This is a genomic window from Pantoea dispersa, assembly GCF_035783935.1.
GTDB classification, from domain to species: Bacteria; Pseudomonadota; Gammaproteobacteria; order Enterobacterales; family Enterobacteriaceae; genus Pantoea; species Pantoea dispersa_C.
Map to the genome: position 1 here is coordinate 1 of NZ_JALKOV010000021.1, position 18,029 is coordinate 18,029.

11 protein-coding genes and 4 pseudogenes are annotated in these 18,029 nt (G+C 44.9%); 9 read left to right on the forward strand and 6 right to left on the reverse strand.

Going from position 1 to position 18,029, the window contains the following annotated elements; translation table 11 throughout:
• A partial coding sequence (locus MXF20_RS22950) for a transposase (protein ID WP_325971613.1) occupies positions 1-208 on the reverse strand: 208 nt, incomplete at its 3' end.
• Positions 209-448: 240 nt separating this feature from the next.
• Here MXF20_RS22950 and MXF20_RS22955 point away from each other — a divergent pair.
• The 3 genes from MXF20_RS22955 (at position 449) to MXF20_RS22965 (ending at position 1,927) form a co-directional block, all read left to right on the forward strand.
• Positions 449-1,087 carry a histidine kinase dimerization/phospho-acceptor domain-containing protein gene (locus tag MXF20_RS22955; RefSeq protein WP_325971614.1) on the forward strand — a complete coding sequence of 213 codons (639 nt, stop codon included), beginning with the start codon at positions 449-451 and terminating at the stop codon, positions 1,085-1,087.
• 66 nt (positions 1,088-1,153) lie between these two features.
• Positions 1,154-1,756 (forward strand): ATP-binding protein, encoded by a 603-nt coding sequence (locus tag MXF20_RS22960; protein WP_325971615.1) that lies wholly within the window; start codon positions 1,154-1,156, stop codon positions 1,754-1,756.
• Positions 1,757-1,927, forward strand: a complete 171-nt coding sequence (locus MXF20_RS22965; protein ID WP_325971616.1) for a response regulator — start codon at positions 1,757-1,759, stop codon at positions 1,925-1,927.
• 535 nt (positions 1,928-2,462) lie between these two features.
• On the opposite strand, the gene MXF20_RS22970 is transcribed toward MXF20_RS22965, so the two are convergent.
• On the reverse strand, positions 2,463-3,086 hold the full coding sequence (locus tag MXF20_RS22970) for a response regulator transcription factor (RefSeq protein WP_325971617.1): 624 nt from the start codon (positions 3,084-3,086) through the stop codon (positions 2,463-2,465).
• 96 nt (positions 3,087-3,182) lie between these two features.
• Positions 3,183-6,644, reverse strand: coding sequence for a response regulator (locus tag MXF20_RS22975; RefSeq protein ID WP_325971618.1), 3,462 nt, complete (start codon positions 6,642-6,644; stop codon positions 3,183-3,185).
• A gap of 420 nt (positions 6,645-7,064) precedes the next feature.
• On the opposite strand from MXF20_RS22975, the gene MXF20_RS22980 reads away from it, so the two are divergent.
• The 5 genes and pseudogenes from MXF20_RS22980 (at position 7,065) to MXF20_RS23000 (ending at position 11,167) form a co-directional block, all read left to right on the forward strand.
• Positions 7,065-7,769, forward strand: a complete 705-nt coding sequence (locus tag MXF20_RS22980; RefSeq protein ID WP_325971619.1) for a response regulator transcription factor — start codon at positions 7,065-7,067, stop codon at positions 7,767-7,769.
• Between the two features lie 495 nt (positions 7,770-8,264).
• Positions 8,265-9,098: pseudogene (locus MXF20_RS22985) on the forward strand (IS3 family transposase).
• Between the two features lie 145 nt (positions 9,099-9,243).
• Positions 9,244-9,633 (forward strand): DUF1090 domain-containing protein, encoded by a 390-nt coding sequence (locus MXF20_RS22990; protein WP_325971620.1) that lies wholly within the window; start codon positions 9,244-9,246, stop codon positions 9,631-9,633.
• Between the two features lie 239 nt (positions 9,634-9,872).
• Positions 9,873-10,046, forward strand: a pseudogene (locus MXF20_RS22995) (integrase core domain-containing protein); the annotation flags it as partial.
• Positions 10,047-10,123: 77 nt separating this feature from the next.
• Positions 10,124-11,167, forward strand: a pseudogene (locus tag MXF20_RS23000) (integrase core domain-containing protein).
• Between the two features lie 1,404 nt (positions 11,168-12,571).
• On the opposite strand, the pseudogene MXF20_RS23005 reads toward MXF20_RS23000, so the two are convergent.
• The 3 genes and pseudogenes from MXF20_RS23005 to MXF20_RS23015 form a co-directional block, all read right to left on the reverse strand.
• Positions 12,572-13,113 (reverse strand): annotated as a pseudogene (locus tag MXF20_RS23005) (IS6 family transposase); the annotation flags it as partial.
• A 13-nt stretch (positions 13,114-13,126) separates the two neighbouring features.
• Positions 13,127-14,274 (reverse strand): IS3 family transposase gene (locus tag MXF20_RS23010; RefSeq protein WP_325971621.1). Its coding sequence is split into 2 segments (ribosomal slippage): positions 13,127-14,037 and positions 14,037-14,274, totalling 1,149 coding nucleotides; the frame shifts between segments, so codons are not numbered across the junction.
• Between the two features lie 214 nt (positions 14,275-14,488).
• Complete coding sequence (locus tag MXF20_RS23015; RefSeq protein WP_325971622.1) at positions 14,489-15,874, reverse strand: hypothetical protein; 1,386 nt, start codon at positions 15,872-15,874, stop codon at positions 14,489-14,491.
• A 447-nt stretch (positions 15,875-16,321) separates the two neighbouring features.
• On the opposite strand from MXF20_RS23015, the gene MXF20_RS23020 reads away from it, so the two are divergent.
• A partial coding sequence (locus MXF20_RS23020) for an Ig-like domain-containing protein (protein WP_325971623.1) occupies positions 16,322-18,029 on the forward strand: 1,708 nt, incomplete at its 3' end.

Genomic DNA, 18,029 nt, shown 5'->3' on the forward strand with positions numbered 1-18,029 from the left:
CGAGCAGCTTCCTGAGTCTGGCGTTCTCTTCCTCAAGTGACTTCAGGCGCTTAACCTCAGGCACCTCCATGCCGCCATACTTCTTACGCCAGGTATAAAACGTGGCGTCGGAAATGGCGTGCTTACGGCAGAGTTCCAGGGCAGAAACGCCGGCTTCAGCCTCGCGGAGAATACTGATGATCTGTTCGTCGGAAAAACGCTTCTTCATGGGGATGTCCTCATGTGGCTTATGAAGACATTACTAACATCGCGGTGTATTAATCAACGGGGAGCAGGTCAAGATAAAAAAGCCCCTGTTTTACGCGACATTTTAAATAAAGTTTTAAGAACACTATCTCCAGATGAATTAGAATTACTTGCAAAACGTTGGCACCCGAACAACATGATGGTTGTAAACAACTATTGGGGGGAGCATTGAACATTAATCATCTCTTCTGTATCTATTTGTTTGCTTATACTCGTATTAGCAATATTTCGTGCGTTATGGTTAAGACGAGAAGTATCTAATGCGTCCAGTCAAGTTAAAACATTAGAAAAATTGCTAGATGTTATGCCGTTTCCTATTACCTTACGAGACTTAGATGGTCATTTAATGTATTGCAATAAGGATTATTTAAAGATTGTTAATGTCCCATATGAGGAGATAAAAGGGAAAAAAATAACGGACCAACCTCGAAATATAAGTCTTGAACAAACAATTTATTTTCAGAAAAAGGCTGATGAAATAGCCGTCACCGGTAAGTCCCATATTGAAGACCTTGAAATTTCCTTGTTCGATGCGCATGGTAATCAAACCCAATTACTAACAATAAATGTATGGATGTTGCCTTGGTCAGATTCATCAGGGCGTATCGTCGGGATTGTTGCTGGATCATGGGAGGTATCAGAACGAAGCATGTTACTACAACAACTTTCTGAAGCGAGAGAACGAGCGGAAGCTTCTAACCGAGCAAAATCGACATTCCTTTCTACCATGAGTCATGAAATTCGTACGCCAATGAATGCAATTATTGGCATGCTGGATATGGCGATTAAACGCGGGAGACAAGGGGAAAATGATTTACAAGCGCTTGAAATAGCTCTGTAATCAGCCGAAGGATTAGTAGGACTTATCGGCGATATTCTAGATCTCTCTCGTATCGAAGGGGCACATTTGGAATTTCGTCCACTGCAAATGAACTTGGGCGTATTGATTAATCAACTTTTGGTTATTTTCAATGGTCTTGCGATAGATAAAAATATTTATCTAAATAAAATCTTACCACCCAATAATATTGTTGGCACTATCAGCGATCCACTCCGCATCAAACAGGTGCTCTCCAACCTACTGGGTAATGCAATTAAATTTACTGACCACGGTGGAGTAACACTGGAATTATACCAAGAAGTAGATCTTATTAACGGTCAAGTAAAATATGTAATTGAAGTTATTGACAGTGGTATCGGCATTGACGAAGCTCAACAAAATGTTTTATTCCAACCCTTTTCTCAGGCAGATAATCGTCGCGCGGGAACTGGACTAGGACTATATATCAGTCGAAACTTGTGTGAAGCAATGGGAGGGAGCCTTACTCTTAAAAGTGTGAGGAATAATGGTACCCGTGTCAGAGCTGAGTTTTCATTGCCGATTGTACATGGAAATGTAGAACCTCAAAAACTCACTGATAATGTTGTACGGGAGGGTAATCCATTTAATGTATTAGTTGTAGATGATAATGCAGCTAACTGCAAGCTCTTGGCAAAGCAACTTGCTTGATTGGGACATCATACACATATTGCGGCCGATGGTTTTGAGGGTATTGCATTGTGGGAAGAACATAGCTTCGATGTGATTATTACGGATTGTAACATGTCTAAAATGAACGGCTATCAGTTTACTAAGTACATCAGGGAATACGAATTACAGACTGGGCGACCTGCTATTTAAATTCTTGGTTTTACAGCTAATGCTATGCATGAAGTTATTGAACGTTGCCTCGCAGCAGGTATGAATGGTTGTCTTTTCAAACTCTGTTCAATCAATAGCTTATCTGAATCCTTAAATCGGATTGATAATAAATGATTGCGCCATTATATTCGCTCAATCTATTATCTAATGATGGAATCCTTCAACATTACACACATAAAAGTATTAACACTTCATTGCAAAATATTTTTTCGATGAAAAACGTAGTGGGGGAAAATGATCGGCAGGAGTTGGGAGGTTTTTCAAAACACATGACGAAGAGAGAGTTACTTGCGAGAGGCCGAGTTAACTGAATCCTTCCAGATTTTCAAGAATAAATATCATATTCAATCGATTGATATTTCATCCCGTCAAGTAAGTTGGTTAAACCAAATCGGGAAAACGAAAACTGGTTGTTAAGTACGGATAAGCAATTACAATGGCAGTAATACATATATGTAGATTCGTCCGGCATTATCCTAGTCATTGATTTTGGTAAATGCCGTTACTCTGTCAATTAAAACCCATTACGCCGTGCGATATCAACGACATCTCGCATATGATTAGTGCGAAATTTATTCATTATATTACGCTTATAAGTACTAATCGTTTTATTACTTAGGTGCATCTCATCAGCAATCATCTTATTGGTTTTACCAGCTCCAATTTTGCGTAAAACCTGCATTTCCCTGCCGGTTAGACTTCGTAGGGCTGACAAATTTTTTGCGGCGACACTGTCCTGCGGTATTGCCTGTTCTAAATCCATTAGTAGGGGTTGGCGTTGTTCCGGCTGTAGCAGCACTTTACACAGTGCATCTAATGGCTGTCTCTTGCTGAGATATGCTATCCACTTAAGTGGATATGCACGCAGTATGTGATAAACACTATCAGAGCTAGCATAAATTATGATATTTAAATCAATTAATATTTTATTTAACTTACAAAGGCGTGAAAGACAATCATCTCTCATCGAGATCGGATCGATGATAATGAAATCAGGCCTCAATAATATAATTTTATGAAATAATTCGTCTGGATTTGTCGTACTTCCAACTATGCTAAAACCCTCTTGTGATAAAAAGCAACTTAATCCACTGATTACCAGCGGGCTGGTGTCATAAATAACGATTCTTACCGCCATTTCTTTCTCCTTGTGTTGTTCTTTACCATTCCACCACGTTTTCACTCACATAAACACAAGACCTGTCTTTATTAAGTAAGTTTACATTAATTTATTTTAAAATGTCTCATTTTGATTTTTAGCATTAACTTGACTTAAAATTAACAAAACATGTTCTGCTAACTTCTTGACTTCATCTATATTGATAGCCTTTTCGCACGCTAGTTCCAACACCTCACAAGCATTATATAAGTCTTTTTCGTGTAACATAATCGCAGCGCCCCGTAGGCGATGAGCGAGATGGCCACAGGAGATGACATCGCCGTCTATGATAGATTGGCGAAGTTTCTCTTCATCAATCTTATTATGCTCAGTTATTTCCAACTTAAGTTCATTTTTTTTCTGATTTGTAATCCTAGATTTTTTCTTGACAGGGTTCAAGTCAGGAAAATATCGCTGCATCACTGTTTGCAACGCTTCGGGTGAAAGTGGTTTAACTAAGCATTCGTTCATACCAACTTCTAAACAGCGGGTTGTTGTTTCAAAATCGCTCATTGCTGTCAGGCCGAAAATAGTCATTGCTGGGAGTTCGCGTACAGCCTCTTCCTCACGGATAATTCTGGTAAGATTGAAACCATCCATCATCGGCATTGTGCAATCGGTTATCATAAGGTCAAAGTCAGCGTTCTTTTCATTCCACAGATTAAGTGCCTGTTTTCCATCATTCGCTTGCTGGGTGTGATGCCCCCATCCTACGAGCTGTTGTTCAAGTGCGAAGAGTCCAGGGGGGTAGTCATCAACAATAAGTATGCTCAGCTGTCGAGTTGCCCGGTTCATTTTTGTAGGAACATGTTTTGCTGAGGATATAGCGCTGAAATGGAGACAAATCACAGTGCCGTTGCAAGGATCACTCTCAATAATAAGCTCAGCACCATTGGTATTGGCCATTTGCTTACAAGCGGACAAGCTAATCCCAGTTTCCTGCCAATTGCCATTTGAACCAGCATTTTCCGTCTTTTTCGCAAGAACTTCTTCGCTAATTTCACCACTATTCATGACTTCAATAACTAACGGGGTCCGATGCTCGTCACTTTCTTTGCGTCCCTGATAAAGTGCGACCGAGATAGTTTCTCCATTACTGTGTTTAATAGCATTGCGGAGCAGACTTGAAAAAATACGAATTATTAGTAGAGAATCGACATCAAAATACGGTGTGGTCAGCGCAGTTTCGAACTCTAGTTTCAAATTCTTTTCATCAAGCTGCTTGCGATAGAGAGCAATGTTACTCTCTATCAATTGAGGCAGATTTACATTTCTAATTACACCGTGCAATGCTAGATTATCAGCGCGAAAAATGTCAAAGACATCACCAATTAAAGAAAGCAAATTACCAGCAGACTCCCAAATCAAAGGTAGGTTTTCGCTTACATATCCGCTTTCCTGTTGACTCTGTAGTTCAATTTCCAGTAAACCGATAATGGCATTCAAGGGTGTCCGCACTTCATGCCCCATACTTTGCATAAAAGCTGCTTTACTAGCGTTTGCTTGCTCCAAATCGGCGTGCGCTTGCTGTAGCTGGGCAATTAAGGTATGGTTTTCCGTGACATCCAACCACCCACCGATTAAACCACCGACTTCACCACGGCTATCACGCCATGGTACAGTCCATCCCTCCAAATAGTGTTCTTGATCATTAAATAGGAATGGACCACACCAACGCAGAGATTCCCCCATTTCAATTACTTGTTTATATTGTGCTGCTAATTGTTCCTTAATTTCATGCTGCATGCTTTCAATATCAGTGATGGTCCTCCCTTTCAGTTTCGCCCCATCTTCATTAACTGTCTCACTCCAGCACCGATTATAATCCAGCAAATGACCCTCACGATCACGGGCATAAAGAGCGATTGGAGCATTATCGATTAATGTCCTGGTGAAATTTAGCTGATTAGTTAAGGCATTTCTAGAATCCTTCCCCTTTTTTATTGCTGCAAGTAAATTGCGAATCCACACGCCGCTTATTATAATAATAATTACAAGTAAACTGCCCCATAACATTGACTGCAATAAATTCTTGTCACTTAATCCCGGCACTACTGAAGTCTTATACAAGTGCCAAGGCTGCGCTAATTCGATGACATCTTCTGGTGGCAAATAAGTCAATGCCTTAATGACAATACTTAAAGGAATCGAATTGTCATTACCAGAACTCATTACCAGATGTGGCGAGGGTATAGGTACAGTAATCACTATATTATAAATGTTTTTATCACTAGTGTTCACTAAGTATCGAGCAACTATTTGAGGGGCAATGATTCCGCGAACCTTATTATTTTTTAGTTGTTCTAATGCCTGATATAAATCATCAGTCACCGTCAACTCAATCGCCGGATACCACGTATTTAACCATGGAATCAGTGGGTTTTCACGATTAATAGCAATACGCTCCCCCTTCAAAGTATTGAATTCTTCCGGGGGAGTAACGGACCGCTGCATCATGACTACCATCGGCGAGGTGATTAGAGTGGAATCTAACACCCTATTTTTATTGTCATCATTGATATCTTCAAGACGCCAGTTATTGGCCAGTAGCGCGTCAGGGTGAGATTGTTGTAAGCTTTGAACTGTCGTATGCTCATCTGCAACTAACAACATAAATTTCAATCCATAACGTTGAGTAAGCGCATTGAGTAAATCGACAACCAGACCAGCAGGGACACCGTTTTGTTTAAAACTAATTGGTGGACGGCGAGCATCAATAATCACAGGAATTTGCTTGAAGGTTTGCAACCATTGCTCTTCCTTCGCAGTTAGCCCCAATGGATTCCGGGTGATCACGGCCTCACGTGTTAACCCCCAGCCGGTAGCAATACGCATCCTTGAAACTAGCGGCATCTGTTGCAAGGTGCTTTCGATAGCGTCTCGTAGCAGTGGTAGTTGACGATCTATACCAAAACTAAGGTCAAGGTTAGGCAAAACCGAACTAGGTATTAATTTTAACCCCCTAATTTGCTGGTAACGCATCAAATAATTGGCAGTATTTCTATTAATCCATAACGCATCAATTTGACCATAAGCTACTGCATTCATAGCTTGGTCAAATTCAGAGTAATATCGTAGCAAGCTGGCAGGATATTGCTCACGAAGTGATGGTGAGTCTATGTCGTCAGACACAAGACCGAGAATAGAACTCTCCAGTGAAGTATGTGTGTGATGATCACGCTCCACCAATACTGATTTATCCAACAACCACGGCGAAGTAGCTTGGGCTGCCCGGCTCGGCCAGCGGAGTGGATTCCATATTGCAACCATCTGAATTTCTTGGCGATTGAGCGCAGCGAGTGCATCACTACTATCTTCATAATAATGGATATGAAATTTCAGTTTTAGGCTATTTTCCAGCATTGCCAGATAATCTGCGGCTATCCCCTGAAACTGACCATAACCTATCCCTTCGCTTACAGGGGGGTGGGAAGGTCCCCACACGCCAACATTGATGTCATTGTTATCAGCTAGCCAAGACTGTACATCAGTGCTTAAGTTGACTTGAGGAGCATTGACTTCAATGCGAGGTTGCAACTGCAGTTCCTTTGCCCAAAGCCATCCACTGAATAGCAGTGGAGCGATAATCATGACGTATTTGACTGATAAGTGGCGCATGATCGATGTATATTCCTAGTAAGAAGCAGAGCAAAAGGCCCACAATGGCCGATGAAAAAAGTCAATAAAATCAGCGTGATTCATGGCACAAAAGACTGTGTGATTAAGTCACGTGCCAGCTCGTATTATTTTTACATTACAACATTCCTTTTAACTATTATTTTTGACTAAACTTACTAAAAGCTCCAGGCTGAGTCCTGGATGAAGTGTTTTCCTGCCTAATGGATGAGGGATGGGTCCGGTTAGTTAGCTTAACCAAGACCAGGCTGGTAGGAAATTTCTCATTCAAAAGCGAGAATTGCACGCTCGTTTCGTGCTGACACCATTCTGAGGCAACTTATGTCACTTTTTAACGATAAAAAGATACGTATTGCACTACTAGACGATCATCCTATAATCCGGCGCTCCTTGGAAGAGGTCGCAGCCTCTGAACCTGGCATCGAGGTGGTTGGGAGTTTCGGCCATAGCCATGAGTTAAATGCGTTTTTACGTAACAACTCGGTAGATGTGCTTGTTCTTGATTATATTTTAAATCCAGATGAACTAGATGGTCTATCGCTGATTAAACAACTAAAAGCACATTATCCTCAGTTGAAAATATTACTAGCTTCTTCAATTGAAAGTATCGCCGTCATTCGTGCAGCCTTTATGGCTGGTATAAAGGGCTATATTGGTAAACGAGAAGAAGCACCTATCTACTTTAACGCGATTCGTACTATTGCCAACGGACAGCGTTTTATACCGGCGGACATTTCTACAGCACTGGCCATGGTCCCCACAAGAAAACGAGATGAAGGTTTATTAGATAATAATGAGCGAACAGACGGTCAAAAGACACACATTTCAGAACTGAGTCATTTGTTAACTCAACGTGAAGCAGAGGTTATTCGCTGTTTCCTGGATGGCATGGAAATTATTGAAATTGCCGCAAAATTGAAACGTAGCCGTAAAACCATTAGTGGCCACAAACAGACAGGTATGAAAAAGTTAGGCTTAAGCTCAGATCTTGAATTATTTAAATATCGAGATGACTTATTTCGCTAAGCCTGTTTAGCGAAAATGGGAACGATAAGAACCAATCTCTGACGCTGTCACTTACATGGGCAGTGGCCATCATGCAGTATGACACAATCTAACTGAATCGTTCGGCCGCACAGATCGGGATATTACCAGCCACTCGGTATGCTTCGTAGCTCGCCAGAAGAATATAATGCCCTAATCGCGTGGGTTTAACGACGTTTACGAAAGATCTCCTGATCACAACGTATAGCTGCGGCATGCTGCATATGCAGCATGCCGTCTTCAGCCAACATGGGATTGTAAATGTTAGCAAAAGCTGACAGGCGTCGTGCTTAATCACCATGGAAGAGAGGCTGATATCGGGATGCACATTAGAGGCCTTTACGCTGACGCCTTCTAGGTTGAACTGTTCCTATGCAGCTACCCGCATCTATCACCTCAACGGTCTTGACCTGCTGCCCGTTGATTAACACACCGCGATGTTAGTAATCTCTTCATAAGTCACATGAGGACTCCCTCATGAAGACGCGTTTTTCCGACGAGCAGATCATCAGTATTCTCCGCGAGGCTGAAGCCGGTGTTTCTACCCGTGAACTCTGCCGTAAGCACGCCATTTCCGACGCCACCTTTTACACATGGCGTAAGAAGTATGGCGGTATGGAGGTGCCCGAGGTTAAGCGCCTGAAGTCGCCTGAGGAAGAGAACACCAGACTCAGGAAGCTGCCTGCCGAAGCCATGCTGGACAGGGAGGCACTTCAGGTGGCTCTGGGGCGAAAGTACTGACGACAGACCATAAGCGGGAAGCCGTTGAGTTTATGTGTGATGCGACCGGTCTGTCACAACGTCGTGCCTGCAGGCTAACAGGTTTGTCCCTGTCGACCTGCAGCTGTGGGGCTCAGCGTCCGGCGGCTGATGCACATTTATCAGGCCATATCACAGAACTGGCGCTCGAACGAAGGCGTTTTGGGTACCGGCGCATCTGGCAGTTGTTACGTCGGGAGGGGCTTCTCGTCAACCACAAGCGGGTATACCGCATTTACCACTTTAACGGCCTGAGTGTGAAGCGCAGACGACGTCGTAAGGGGCTGGCGACTGAGCGGCTTCCGCTTCTTCGGCCGGATGCGCCGAACCTGACATGGTCGATGGATTTTGTCCTAGATGTTTCGGGATGAATGCCTGAATGAACACTTGTTCAGCGATACTCTTCATGCCCGGAAAATCATTAATGACTGGCGGCAGGACTATAACGAGTCCAGACCTCATTCATCGCTGAAATACCAGACGCCGGCTGAATTTGCAGCAGGCTGGAGAAATGGAAAATTAGAAGGTATACAAACCGACATTACTAACTGAGCGTTTTATCCAATACTGGGGGCAGGTCAGCTATGTTTCTAAGTATCGATGTTTACAGGACATGTCCTGTAGTCCGAACGCGCGCACAAAGATATTATCCATGACTAAAATGTTCTTTCCATGTCAAGTTAATAAGGATATATCAATGTTTAAAAGAAACCTGCTGGTCATCATGTTCGCGCCACTCCTGACGGTATTTGCAGCCTATGCCTCATCACAGCCGTCCATCGGATGTGAAGTCAAACGCCAGGAAATTCAACAGCAGATTGAGTATGCCAACGCCCATAATAATAGCCACCGCGTATCCGGATTACAGAAAGCGCTCTCCGAACTCAATGCTAACTGTACCGATGAAGGGCTGCGGGCAGAAAGAGAGGCAAAGGTGCGGGAAAAAACGCGGAAGGTTGAGGAGCGTCGCCGGGAGTTGAGTGAAGCAAAAACCGACGGGCGAGCGGACAAAATAAGTAAAAAACAGCAGAAGCTGACTGAAGCTGAAGTTGAACTCAGTGAAGCGAAGACAGAGCTGACAAAGTAATTCCGGCAGGCGTTTTGTATTACCACCTGAAGCCATTCTGGATAAGGAGGCGCTTCAGGTGGTTCAGGGCCGAAAGTCCTGACGACAGACCTGAAGCCGGAGGTCGTGGAGGTCGTGGAGGTCGTGTGTCAGGCTACCGGCTGTCGCAATGTCGTGCCTGCAGGCTGGCAGGTCAATCTGCCTTTATCCGGCTTAGCATCCGGCTGCTGACGCGCAGCTGCCTCTGCGCATCACAGGATCAGGATGAATGCTTGAATGAGCACGAGTTAAGAGATGTTCTTCATGCCCGGAAAATAATCAATGACTGGCGGCAGGACTATAACGAGTGCAGGCTTCATTCCTCACTTAATTACCTGACGCCATCTGAATTTGCAGCGGGCTGGAGAAATAGAAAATTAGAAGGTAAACCGTGACCCTGCCCCGAAATCCTGCTCCATTCAGAAACAGAAGTCCGGCATGATATTCACTCTTCTGAGCGGAGGTTGTGCCGATGCAAAAGTCACGACTCACCGAAGAACAGATTGTCTTTGCCCTGAAGCAGGCTGAACCGGGTACGCCCGTACCGGAAGTATGCGGCAAGCCGAGCATCTCCGACGCCACGTACTACTCCTGGCGCAAAAAGTACGGCGGGATTTCTTCTTCAGAACTGAAGCATATGCGGCAGCCCGAAGAGGAAAACCTTCGCATGAAGAAGCTGGTTGCCGATCAGAGCCCCGACAAGGACGTACTGGTAAAAAAGAGCTTACTCTGGCACAGCTGCGTGAGTGGGGCAGGGATTTACAGACCCGATACGGTGCCAGTGAGAGACAGGTCTGTTTTGCGAGCACATCAGCCCTACCGGTAACGCTCAGTTGCGGTAGACGACAGCGCGCTGCGACTGCGCATCAGGAAAATCACCGAAACCCGGGTTCACTATAATTATCGGAGGGTACATGTCCGACTTAAACGTCCGCGCCGCACTAAATCCGCTCTGAAACGTCAGCCTCAGGGACTCGGGCCGAACGACATATAAGGCATGGATTTTGTCTCTGATGTGTTGCTTGACAGTCGCCGGCTCCGCCTGCTGACGATCATTGACCTCTACACACGTGAGTGTCTGGGGGGGCTATGTTGGTCAGTATTTCCAGTCTGCAGAAGTGGCTGAAATGCTGGACAGCATTGCGCTCAGACGACCATTACCACAATTAATGAAAACAGATAATTGTTTAGAATTTTGGGGAAAAGACTGAATAAATGGGTGTACGAACGCCATATCCGGATTGACTTCTAACGCCCAGGTACGCCCACGAATAATGCTACGGTAGAGTCCTTTAACCGGAGGCTGCGTCAGGAGTGCCTGAACGGGAACTGGTTTTTTTCGCTGGAGGATGCCCGATGCAAAATTGAGGCCTGCCGCATACACTATAACCAGAGTCGTTCCCATTCTACGCTGGGCTGGATGAACCCATCCGAATTCGCCAAAAAACCTGCCGGTTGCCAGTGTAAGCAACAAACCTTTAGCCGGCTATTCCTGATTATGCCTGGATCATTTTAGAGAGAGGGGGCAGAGAGAATTCGGTAATGCTGAATCATCGGTGTTTCAATTGAGATAACTTTGCGTCTTTTTTGAGGGTAAGCTCTATCAGGAAATTTTAATCAGGATTTGATAGAGGCAAGACAAAACTTGTAGTGCTGGTAGTGCCTACGCTGCTAGTATTCTGCTCATGTCATGAACGTGCTGAATCACTAAATTCGTATCCAGGAATAGCTAACCCAGCATCCTAATACTGCTAAAAGCTTGAGGGAAATATCAAAACCGGCAACGCAAAAGATGGGGAAGATGGCTGCTGTATGTTGCCAGGCGGCTAACGCATTGAAGAATGAGAGCTTTTCATAAGAGATGACGCAAAGTGGTAGCGCCCGTAATTAATTTTTTACATGAATAAATCAAGGAGGACTTATGCCATACAAGATGAAAGGTCACCGGTTAATTTCATGGATAATAATTGGTTTGTATTTCATATGCTTTCTTTCTTTTGCTCTATTTGATAATCAGATTGTATTTTTGATTAAAAAACTAAATCATACATGTAAAGCTTTGATTTGGATTTGTTAATTAGATGGGGAGCTTGCAAATATCAATACTTGCTCGTCAGCTACTGATGCTGACCTTACGGCAATTTCATCTAATGTATTGAAGGGGTAGTTTTGCTGATTCATCTTTCTGCGCCGCGGAACCTAATGAATTGTGATACTATTCCCAGGTCACCAACTTCAACCTTATACTATCCTTAAAGAGCTCACGCATGGGGATGTTTCGCGTTAGCGTACGAGATTTGCAGGTCAATCCTGCTGTGTTTCACTTAGCCTGCATTAGCGGGCTTTTTTATCACCTGACTTGGAGTACCATCAGCTAACTACCAAAAATAATAGCCGACTTCTATTCATTTTTTGGGCGAAAGGACTATGTGTAATTTGGACTACTTTTTTCAGCCGCCCGGAATCCAGAGTTCCGATTTGTATGCCTGCTAGTTAGTGCATACTTAATTCTTATATCTTCGTGATAGTTAGGAGGAGCTTTCCAGAGCTGTTCTATAATGAGTATGCAAGAATGTAAAACTACCACGATCTATCATAGTAGATACCAGTTTGCCCACCCTGGTGGGCTTTTTTTACGCCTCGCCCTAAAGAAAATCATCAGGAGGTCGTTAACATTATGAGCGCAGGGTTGCGCGACTTACTCATAATGATAACGTATATATGCTGGTTGGCCCGCTTAGTGCGGGCTTTTTTACGTCTGTTGTTTGGCTTCATCTGAGTGTGCTTCTCCGGTACGTAAACCAATTGCCAGTGGCGATTCGTCGTGTCTTCAGGGATTGGATTCAAGTGTTCAGTTGCTCTGACGGCTCTGTCGCATTAACGCTGGCAATTCAGCAAAAATGGCGCTGCCTGTTTTTCCGGCAGCCTGAAGATAAAATTGCTCCGCAGGAGGCAATCCATCACCCTGTGGATGGTGATATTGCCCCTTGCGTATCATGTGGATTAACTCAATGCCTGCCAGTATCGTCTGGGCCCGGCGAAATGAGTTGAATCCCAGCATGGATCGTATCCGGCGTTTGATATTGCGGTGATCCTGCTCAATCAGATTGTTCAGATACTTGCTTTGCCTGACTCTAATGGCTTCTTCTTCGGGTTTACCGGCGTTGAGTGTAGCCAGCGCTGCCGTGTTGGCGCCGCTTTCATCAATGGTCACCGTCTCAGGTTCATCGTGGTGTCGAATGGCTTTGCGAAAGAAGCGTAATGCCGCGGCAGCATCCCGCCTGGCGGTCAGAAGGAAATCAATGGTCTGGCCCGCAGTATCGACCGCGCGGTACAGATATTTCCACTGCCCCCTGACCCTGATGTAAGTTTCATCCATTCGCCACAGGCGACTCACCGTGCGTTTGTGCAGGCGAAATGCCTTATCCAGTAAGGGGCGAGGCGAATAACCCAGCGGTGAATCGCCACGGATAATCTAGACACTTCTGAGCCGTCGATAATATTGATTTTCATATTCCGTCGGTGGCATCTGATCACTCGAACCATGCCGACGCTTACTGTTATAAAACATTTCGATGTAATCAAAAATATCGCTGCGGGCTTCTTCCCGCGTTCCATAGATCTTTTTCTTTATCCGTTCACGCTTCAGCAACTGGAAAAAGCTTTCTGCAACCGCATTATCGTGGCAGTTACCGCGACGGCTCATGCTGCCCTCCAGGCCTTGTGATTTCAGGAACGACTGCCACTCATGGCTTGTGTACTGACTGCCCTGATCAGAGTGAACCAGCACCTGTTTTTGGGGATTACGCCGCCATACAGCCATCAGCAATGCGTTCAGGACAATGTCCTTTGTCATCCGGGATTGCATTGACCAGCCGATAATTTTGCGTGAGAACAGATCAACAACCACGGCAAGATACAGCCAGCCTTCGTGGGTCCTGATGTAAGTGATGTCCGTTACCCAACGCTCATCCGGAGCATCCGGATTGAACTGTCGCTGGAGCCTGTTGGGCGACACGATACAGGCCTCGCCTTTACGTGCCCGCGGGCTCCGGTATCCGACCTGAGCCTTTATCCCGGCACGTTTCATCAGTCGCCAGACTCTGTTGACTCCGCACTGTTGCCCGGTATCCCGCAGATCCAGATGGATCTTGCGATAACCATAGACGCATCCCGACTCCAGCCAGAACTGTTTAATCTGTCCTGTCAGTCTCAGGTCTGTCTGATGGCGTTGTGAATGCGGCTGCTGAAGCCAGGCGTAAAAGCCACTGGGATGAACATCCAGCACCCGACAGAGCAGGCGAACAGGCCAGCAACAGGTGTTATCACGGATAAAGGCGTACCTCAGTCGGACAGCTTTGCGAAGTACGCCGCGGCTTTTTTTAATATGTCCCGTTCGTCGGTAACCCGCTTCAGCTCTTTCTGGAGACGGCGAATCTCGGCCTGAGCATCTGACTGTTCTTTATTATTGGAAGAATCCGGACCGTATTTCTTTATCCAGGCGTAAAGGCTGTGGGTGGTGATATCGAGACGTGTTGCAACGCTGGAAACAGAATAACCACGATCAACAACCTGTTTGACTGCTTCAATTTTAAACTCTTCGGGATAACGCTTACCGCTCATGGGCACCTCTCTTTAAGCCATCTTAAATGACTCCGAGGTGTCTGTTAAACCCGTGGCGATTCAAATTCCAGATTAAATGCTGTTTAGATTACGAGTAAACAATTTTGTCATACTTTGTTGATGGAGTTAAGGCAATGCTTGTTTAAAAAGCGAAGCGCTGAGCACTTCGCGATATTATGAGATGTTGAATGATTTGCTTGATATTTATTTTTTTTCAGTTTGTGATGTAATTTGTGTCTACTTCATCGAATGGAGCTATGGTCGCCGTTTCCGCTCTGATGAGCATTTCTGCTGAATAAGCTTCAGTAGAAATCAGATTCCACCGTTGAGGCTGCGTAGTAACAGTAAGAGTTTCAATACTGATTGATTCATAAGAACTTAATTGCGCTGGTGGCGGTTCTATATACAATTCTGGCATTGCAGTATCTAGCAGCGTCGAGAGCTTCAAAGGCGTATTCAGGACGTGGTTTGGCTCGGTTTTTATGGTGCAAATATGACCAATTTCAAGTGCAGGTTCGGGCTGTAGTAATGGTATATCTAGTAAAGTGTTGTGATGTTCCTGGGGCAGTACTGATGGTTTAAGAATGAAACCATCCAGCCAGATATCCTGTTCCAGAGTGCCTAGATTAATCGGGATGATCGAAAGATTTACTTTTCCTGAACTGCTGGTGGCAAACTCCGCTTTCATAACAAAGTAATTGCCTTCACGGCTTACGTTCATTTCATAATTTTCGCCACCCACGTTCAGTATAAAGTAGGGTGGCTCGGCGCAATCATCGCCTAATAAGGACATCTGAAATTCATAATGTTGGTTATCGTTCAGCTCAAACTCGTGTGAAAGAAGCGCCTCTCCTTCATGTAATGACTGAGCAGAAAAGTGTAAGTTTCCATCCCCGAGTACTTGCTCAGGGGTTAAGGATCCACCCAACTTCCAGCCATCAAGTGATAGGTTATCAAAATTTGTTACAAAAGATGATGGTGTTGGATATCTTTCTTTTTGACCTTCATCATATGGGATTTCAGCATCATCACCGTGACGTTCAGCAATCACTGAAGACGTAGCGATACCTTCTGAGTATTTTGTGATTGTATGCTCTGCTTTCAGTTCCATCCGATGTGTAATTCCACTTTCCGACTCTGACGTTGCCCGGGAAACTGAAGAAGGTGCACTATCAGTTACCAGAGTAGGAGATATCGGAGTGACTGAGTCAGAGTTAAGGAGTTTTTTTACCCCACTGTCGGTTGAAGTGGATGTTGAGTCCATATTATTTGGGGTAATAAGCGTTCGTTGTTCTAATACTGACTGAGAGAAATCATGGGTAAAATCGATAGTATGTAACGTTTGAGCGCAGCCACTTAGGTGGTGACGAAGGTGATATTGTGCACCGTGACGCTCTTTGGATTCATTACCATCAAGGGAGTTTTCCCCGGTCAGCTGAAATGAGAAGGGTAATTCGCCTATTAACCGTGTTGATTTATCGCTGGTGGCTTGGGAGTGTTGGAGTTTAGTTGCCATTTTTATACCTTTTAACAATAAATACAGTAAATCAATACCGTAAGCATTGAGGATTTTACTAAAGTCAAGTCTTGAATCAGCCAAGCCTGGTCTTGTTTAGTGGTTGACCCCCGTTGTTACTGACTTTGTCAACTTATACGCTGCACAGTAAATGCATTCCGCTGGGCGATTCGGAAGCCGAATCGTCAGGTATTACCTTCATGTATCATCAACTAGCAGATTAGCATGCTGTATCCACAGAGAACCCCTCACAAGACCTCAGGCGAACTGTCACTTATGGGGTCTCTACACTGCACATAACATCTGATTCTTACAACCTCATCAGCGATGACAAAATGATAATCATGTGTAAATTAAAATGTCACTTCGCGACAGTTAACGTGATTGGTGCAGCCGAGCCCAACCAAGACCGTGCTTGTATTTAAGTTTATTACTCGTATGTAAATTTTGATGCTATCTGGGCCGGGATTATTTCACCCAGGCATTCATCCGTTTCGACGGGATTGGATTTGATAGAGTGTAAGGGTCTTTATGAGTCTCATTAAAGTTAACGTAGCGATGGTGGAAAATAACACTATTGTTAAAACTGATGTACTGCGTGCTGAGAAAGCTGGTACAGCGGTAAAAATTAAAGCTGTGAAAGGTGCAAAATATATTTTAGCCGAAGGAGAGAAAGGCTACGCGCCAGAAAACATTACAGTTAAGCGTGTAGGTAAAGACTTACACCTGATGCTGGAAGGGACTGACGAAACCCAACCACAGTTGATTATTGAAGACTTCTTCGTTAATTCAGGTGAATTAGTTGGTAAAGCAGAAGATGGTCAATGGCACGAGTTTATCTCTTCTGACGGTGATAGTAATCACGAAGCTGCATTTCTGATGGATGGTGAATCCTCGGCATTAGTGCTGGGGACAGGTGTGATTGGTACACTTGATGGCTTGGCGCTGGCTCCTTTTGCTCTTTCGCCTGCACTTCTTGCGTTAGGAGCTTTGGCCGGCATTATTGCCGCTGCTGGTCTTGCAACTGCTATTGTTCATAACCGCGATAAAGGCGGCGAACATAGTGGAAGCGATGACGAGGGCAGAGGCGAAGCTGGAGACGGAGGCACCATTCCGGTCATTAAAGCCCCAAATCTAAATGAAGTTATTGATAAAAAAGGTGATTTTCAAGGGCCCATACAGAATGGTGGGCTAACAGATGACAACAAGCCAACCTTCGGTGGTACCGGCACCCCTGGCAATACCATTATCATTCGCGACAAAGGCGAAGTAATTGGTTCAACTATCGTTGGTGAAGACGGTAGCTGGACATGGACTCCAGAAAATCCACTGCCTGATGGTGAACATAACATCACTCCCGTAGAGCGTGATGAGCACGGCAATGAAAGCGCGCCCGGTGAAGATTTTGTCGTTATCATTGACACAGATCCACCGGCACGTCCAGAAATTGGCCTGGTACTTGATGACGTTGAGCCGAAAATGGGCCCTATCGCTAATGGCGGCTACACTAACGATGACACTCCGACATTCAGTGGGGTAGGTCAGACATCGGGTGATACCATTATCATTATTGATAATGGTAAAGAGATCGGTTCGGTGATTGTCGGCGAAGATGGCTCATGGTCATTTACCCCAGATGAGCCGTTAAAAGATGGCGAGCACAGTGTTGAAATTATCGCCCGTGACCCAGCAGGTAACCGTTCTGAGTCATCAGATCCTTGGTTGATTATCGTTGATACTGAAATCCCTGGGAAGCCGGGAACTGGCACCACTCCAGGTCTCGACGACATCATCGATGATGTCGGTCCAATCACGGGATCTATTGCTAAAGGCGGCGTCACTGACGATAGCACTCCAACACTTGAAGGTTCGCATCAGCGCCCAGGTACAATCATTACTATTATCGACAACGGTAAAGTAATTGGTAGTACCGTGGCCGATACAAACGGCGGCTGGCGCTTTACCCCCCCGGAATTGCCTGAGGGTAATCATAACTTCTCAATCATTGTTGAAACCCCTACAGGTTATGTCTCTCCGGAGTCTGATCCATGGTTAGTTGTTATCGATTTGCAAGCACCGGATGCTCCGGTGATTAAAGAGATCGTTGACGACCAGGGCGCGGTAACCGGGCCGATCAATAACGGCGACACCACCGACGATGCGCAGCCGAAAATCAGCGGTACCGCAGAGGCGGGCAGCACGGTTATCGTCTACGACAAGGGTGTGGAGATCGGGCGCG

Bases quoted from the DNA above. Each gene is read 5' to 3' on its own strand.
- MXF20_RS22970 (WP_325971617.1), bottom strand. From the start codon at position 3,086: ATGGCGGTAAGAATCGTTATTTATGACACCAGCCCGCTGGTAATCAGT.
- MXF20_RS22980 (WP_325971619.1), top strand. From the start codon at position 7,065: ATGTCACTTTTTAACGATAAAAAGATACGTATTGCACTACTAGACGAT.
- MXF20_RS22990 (WP_325971620.1), top strand. From the start codon at position 9,244: ATGTTTAAAAGAAACCTGCTGGTCATCATGTTCGCGCCACTCCTGACG.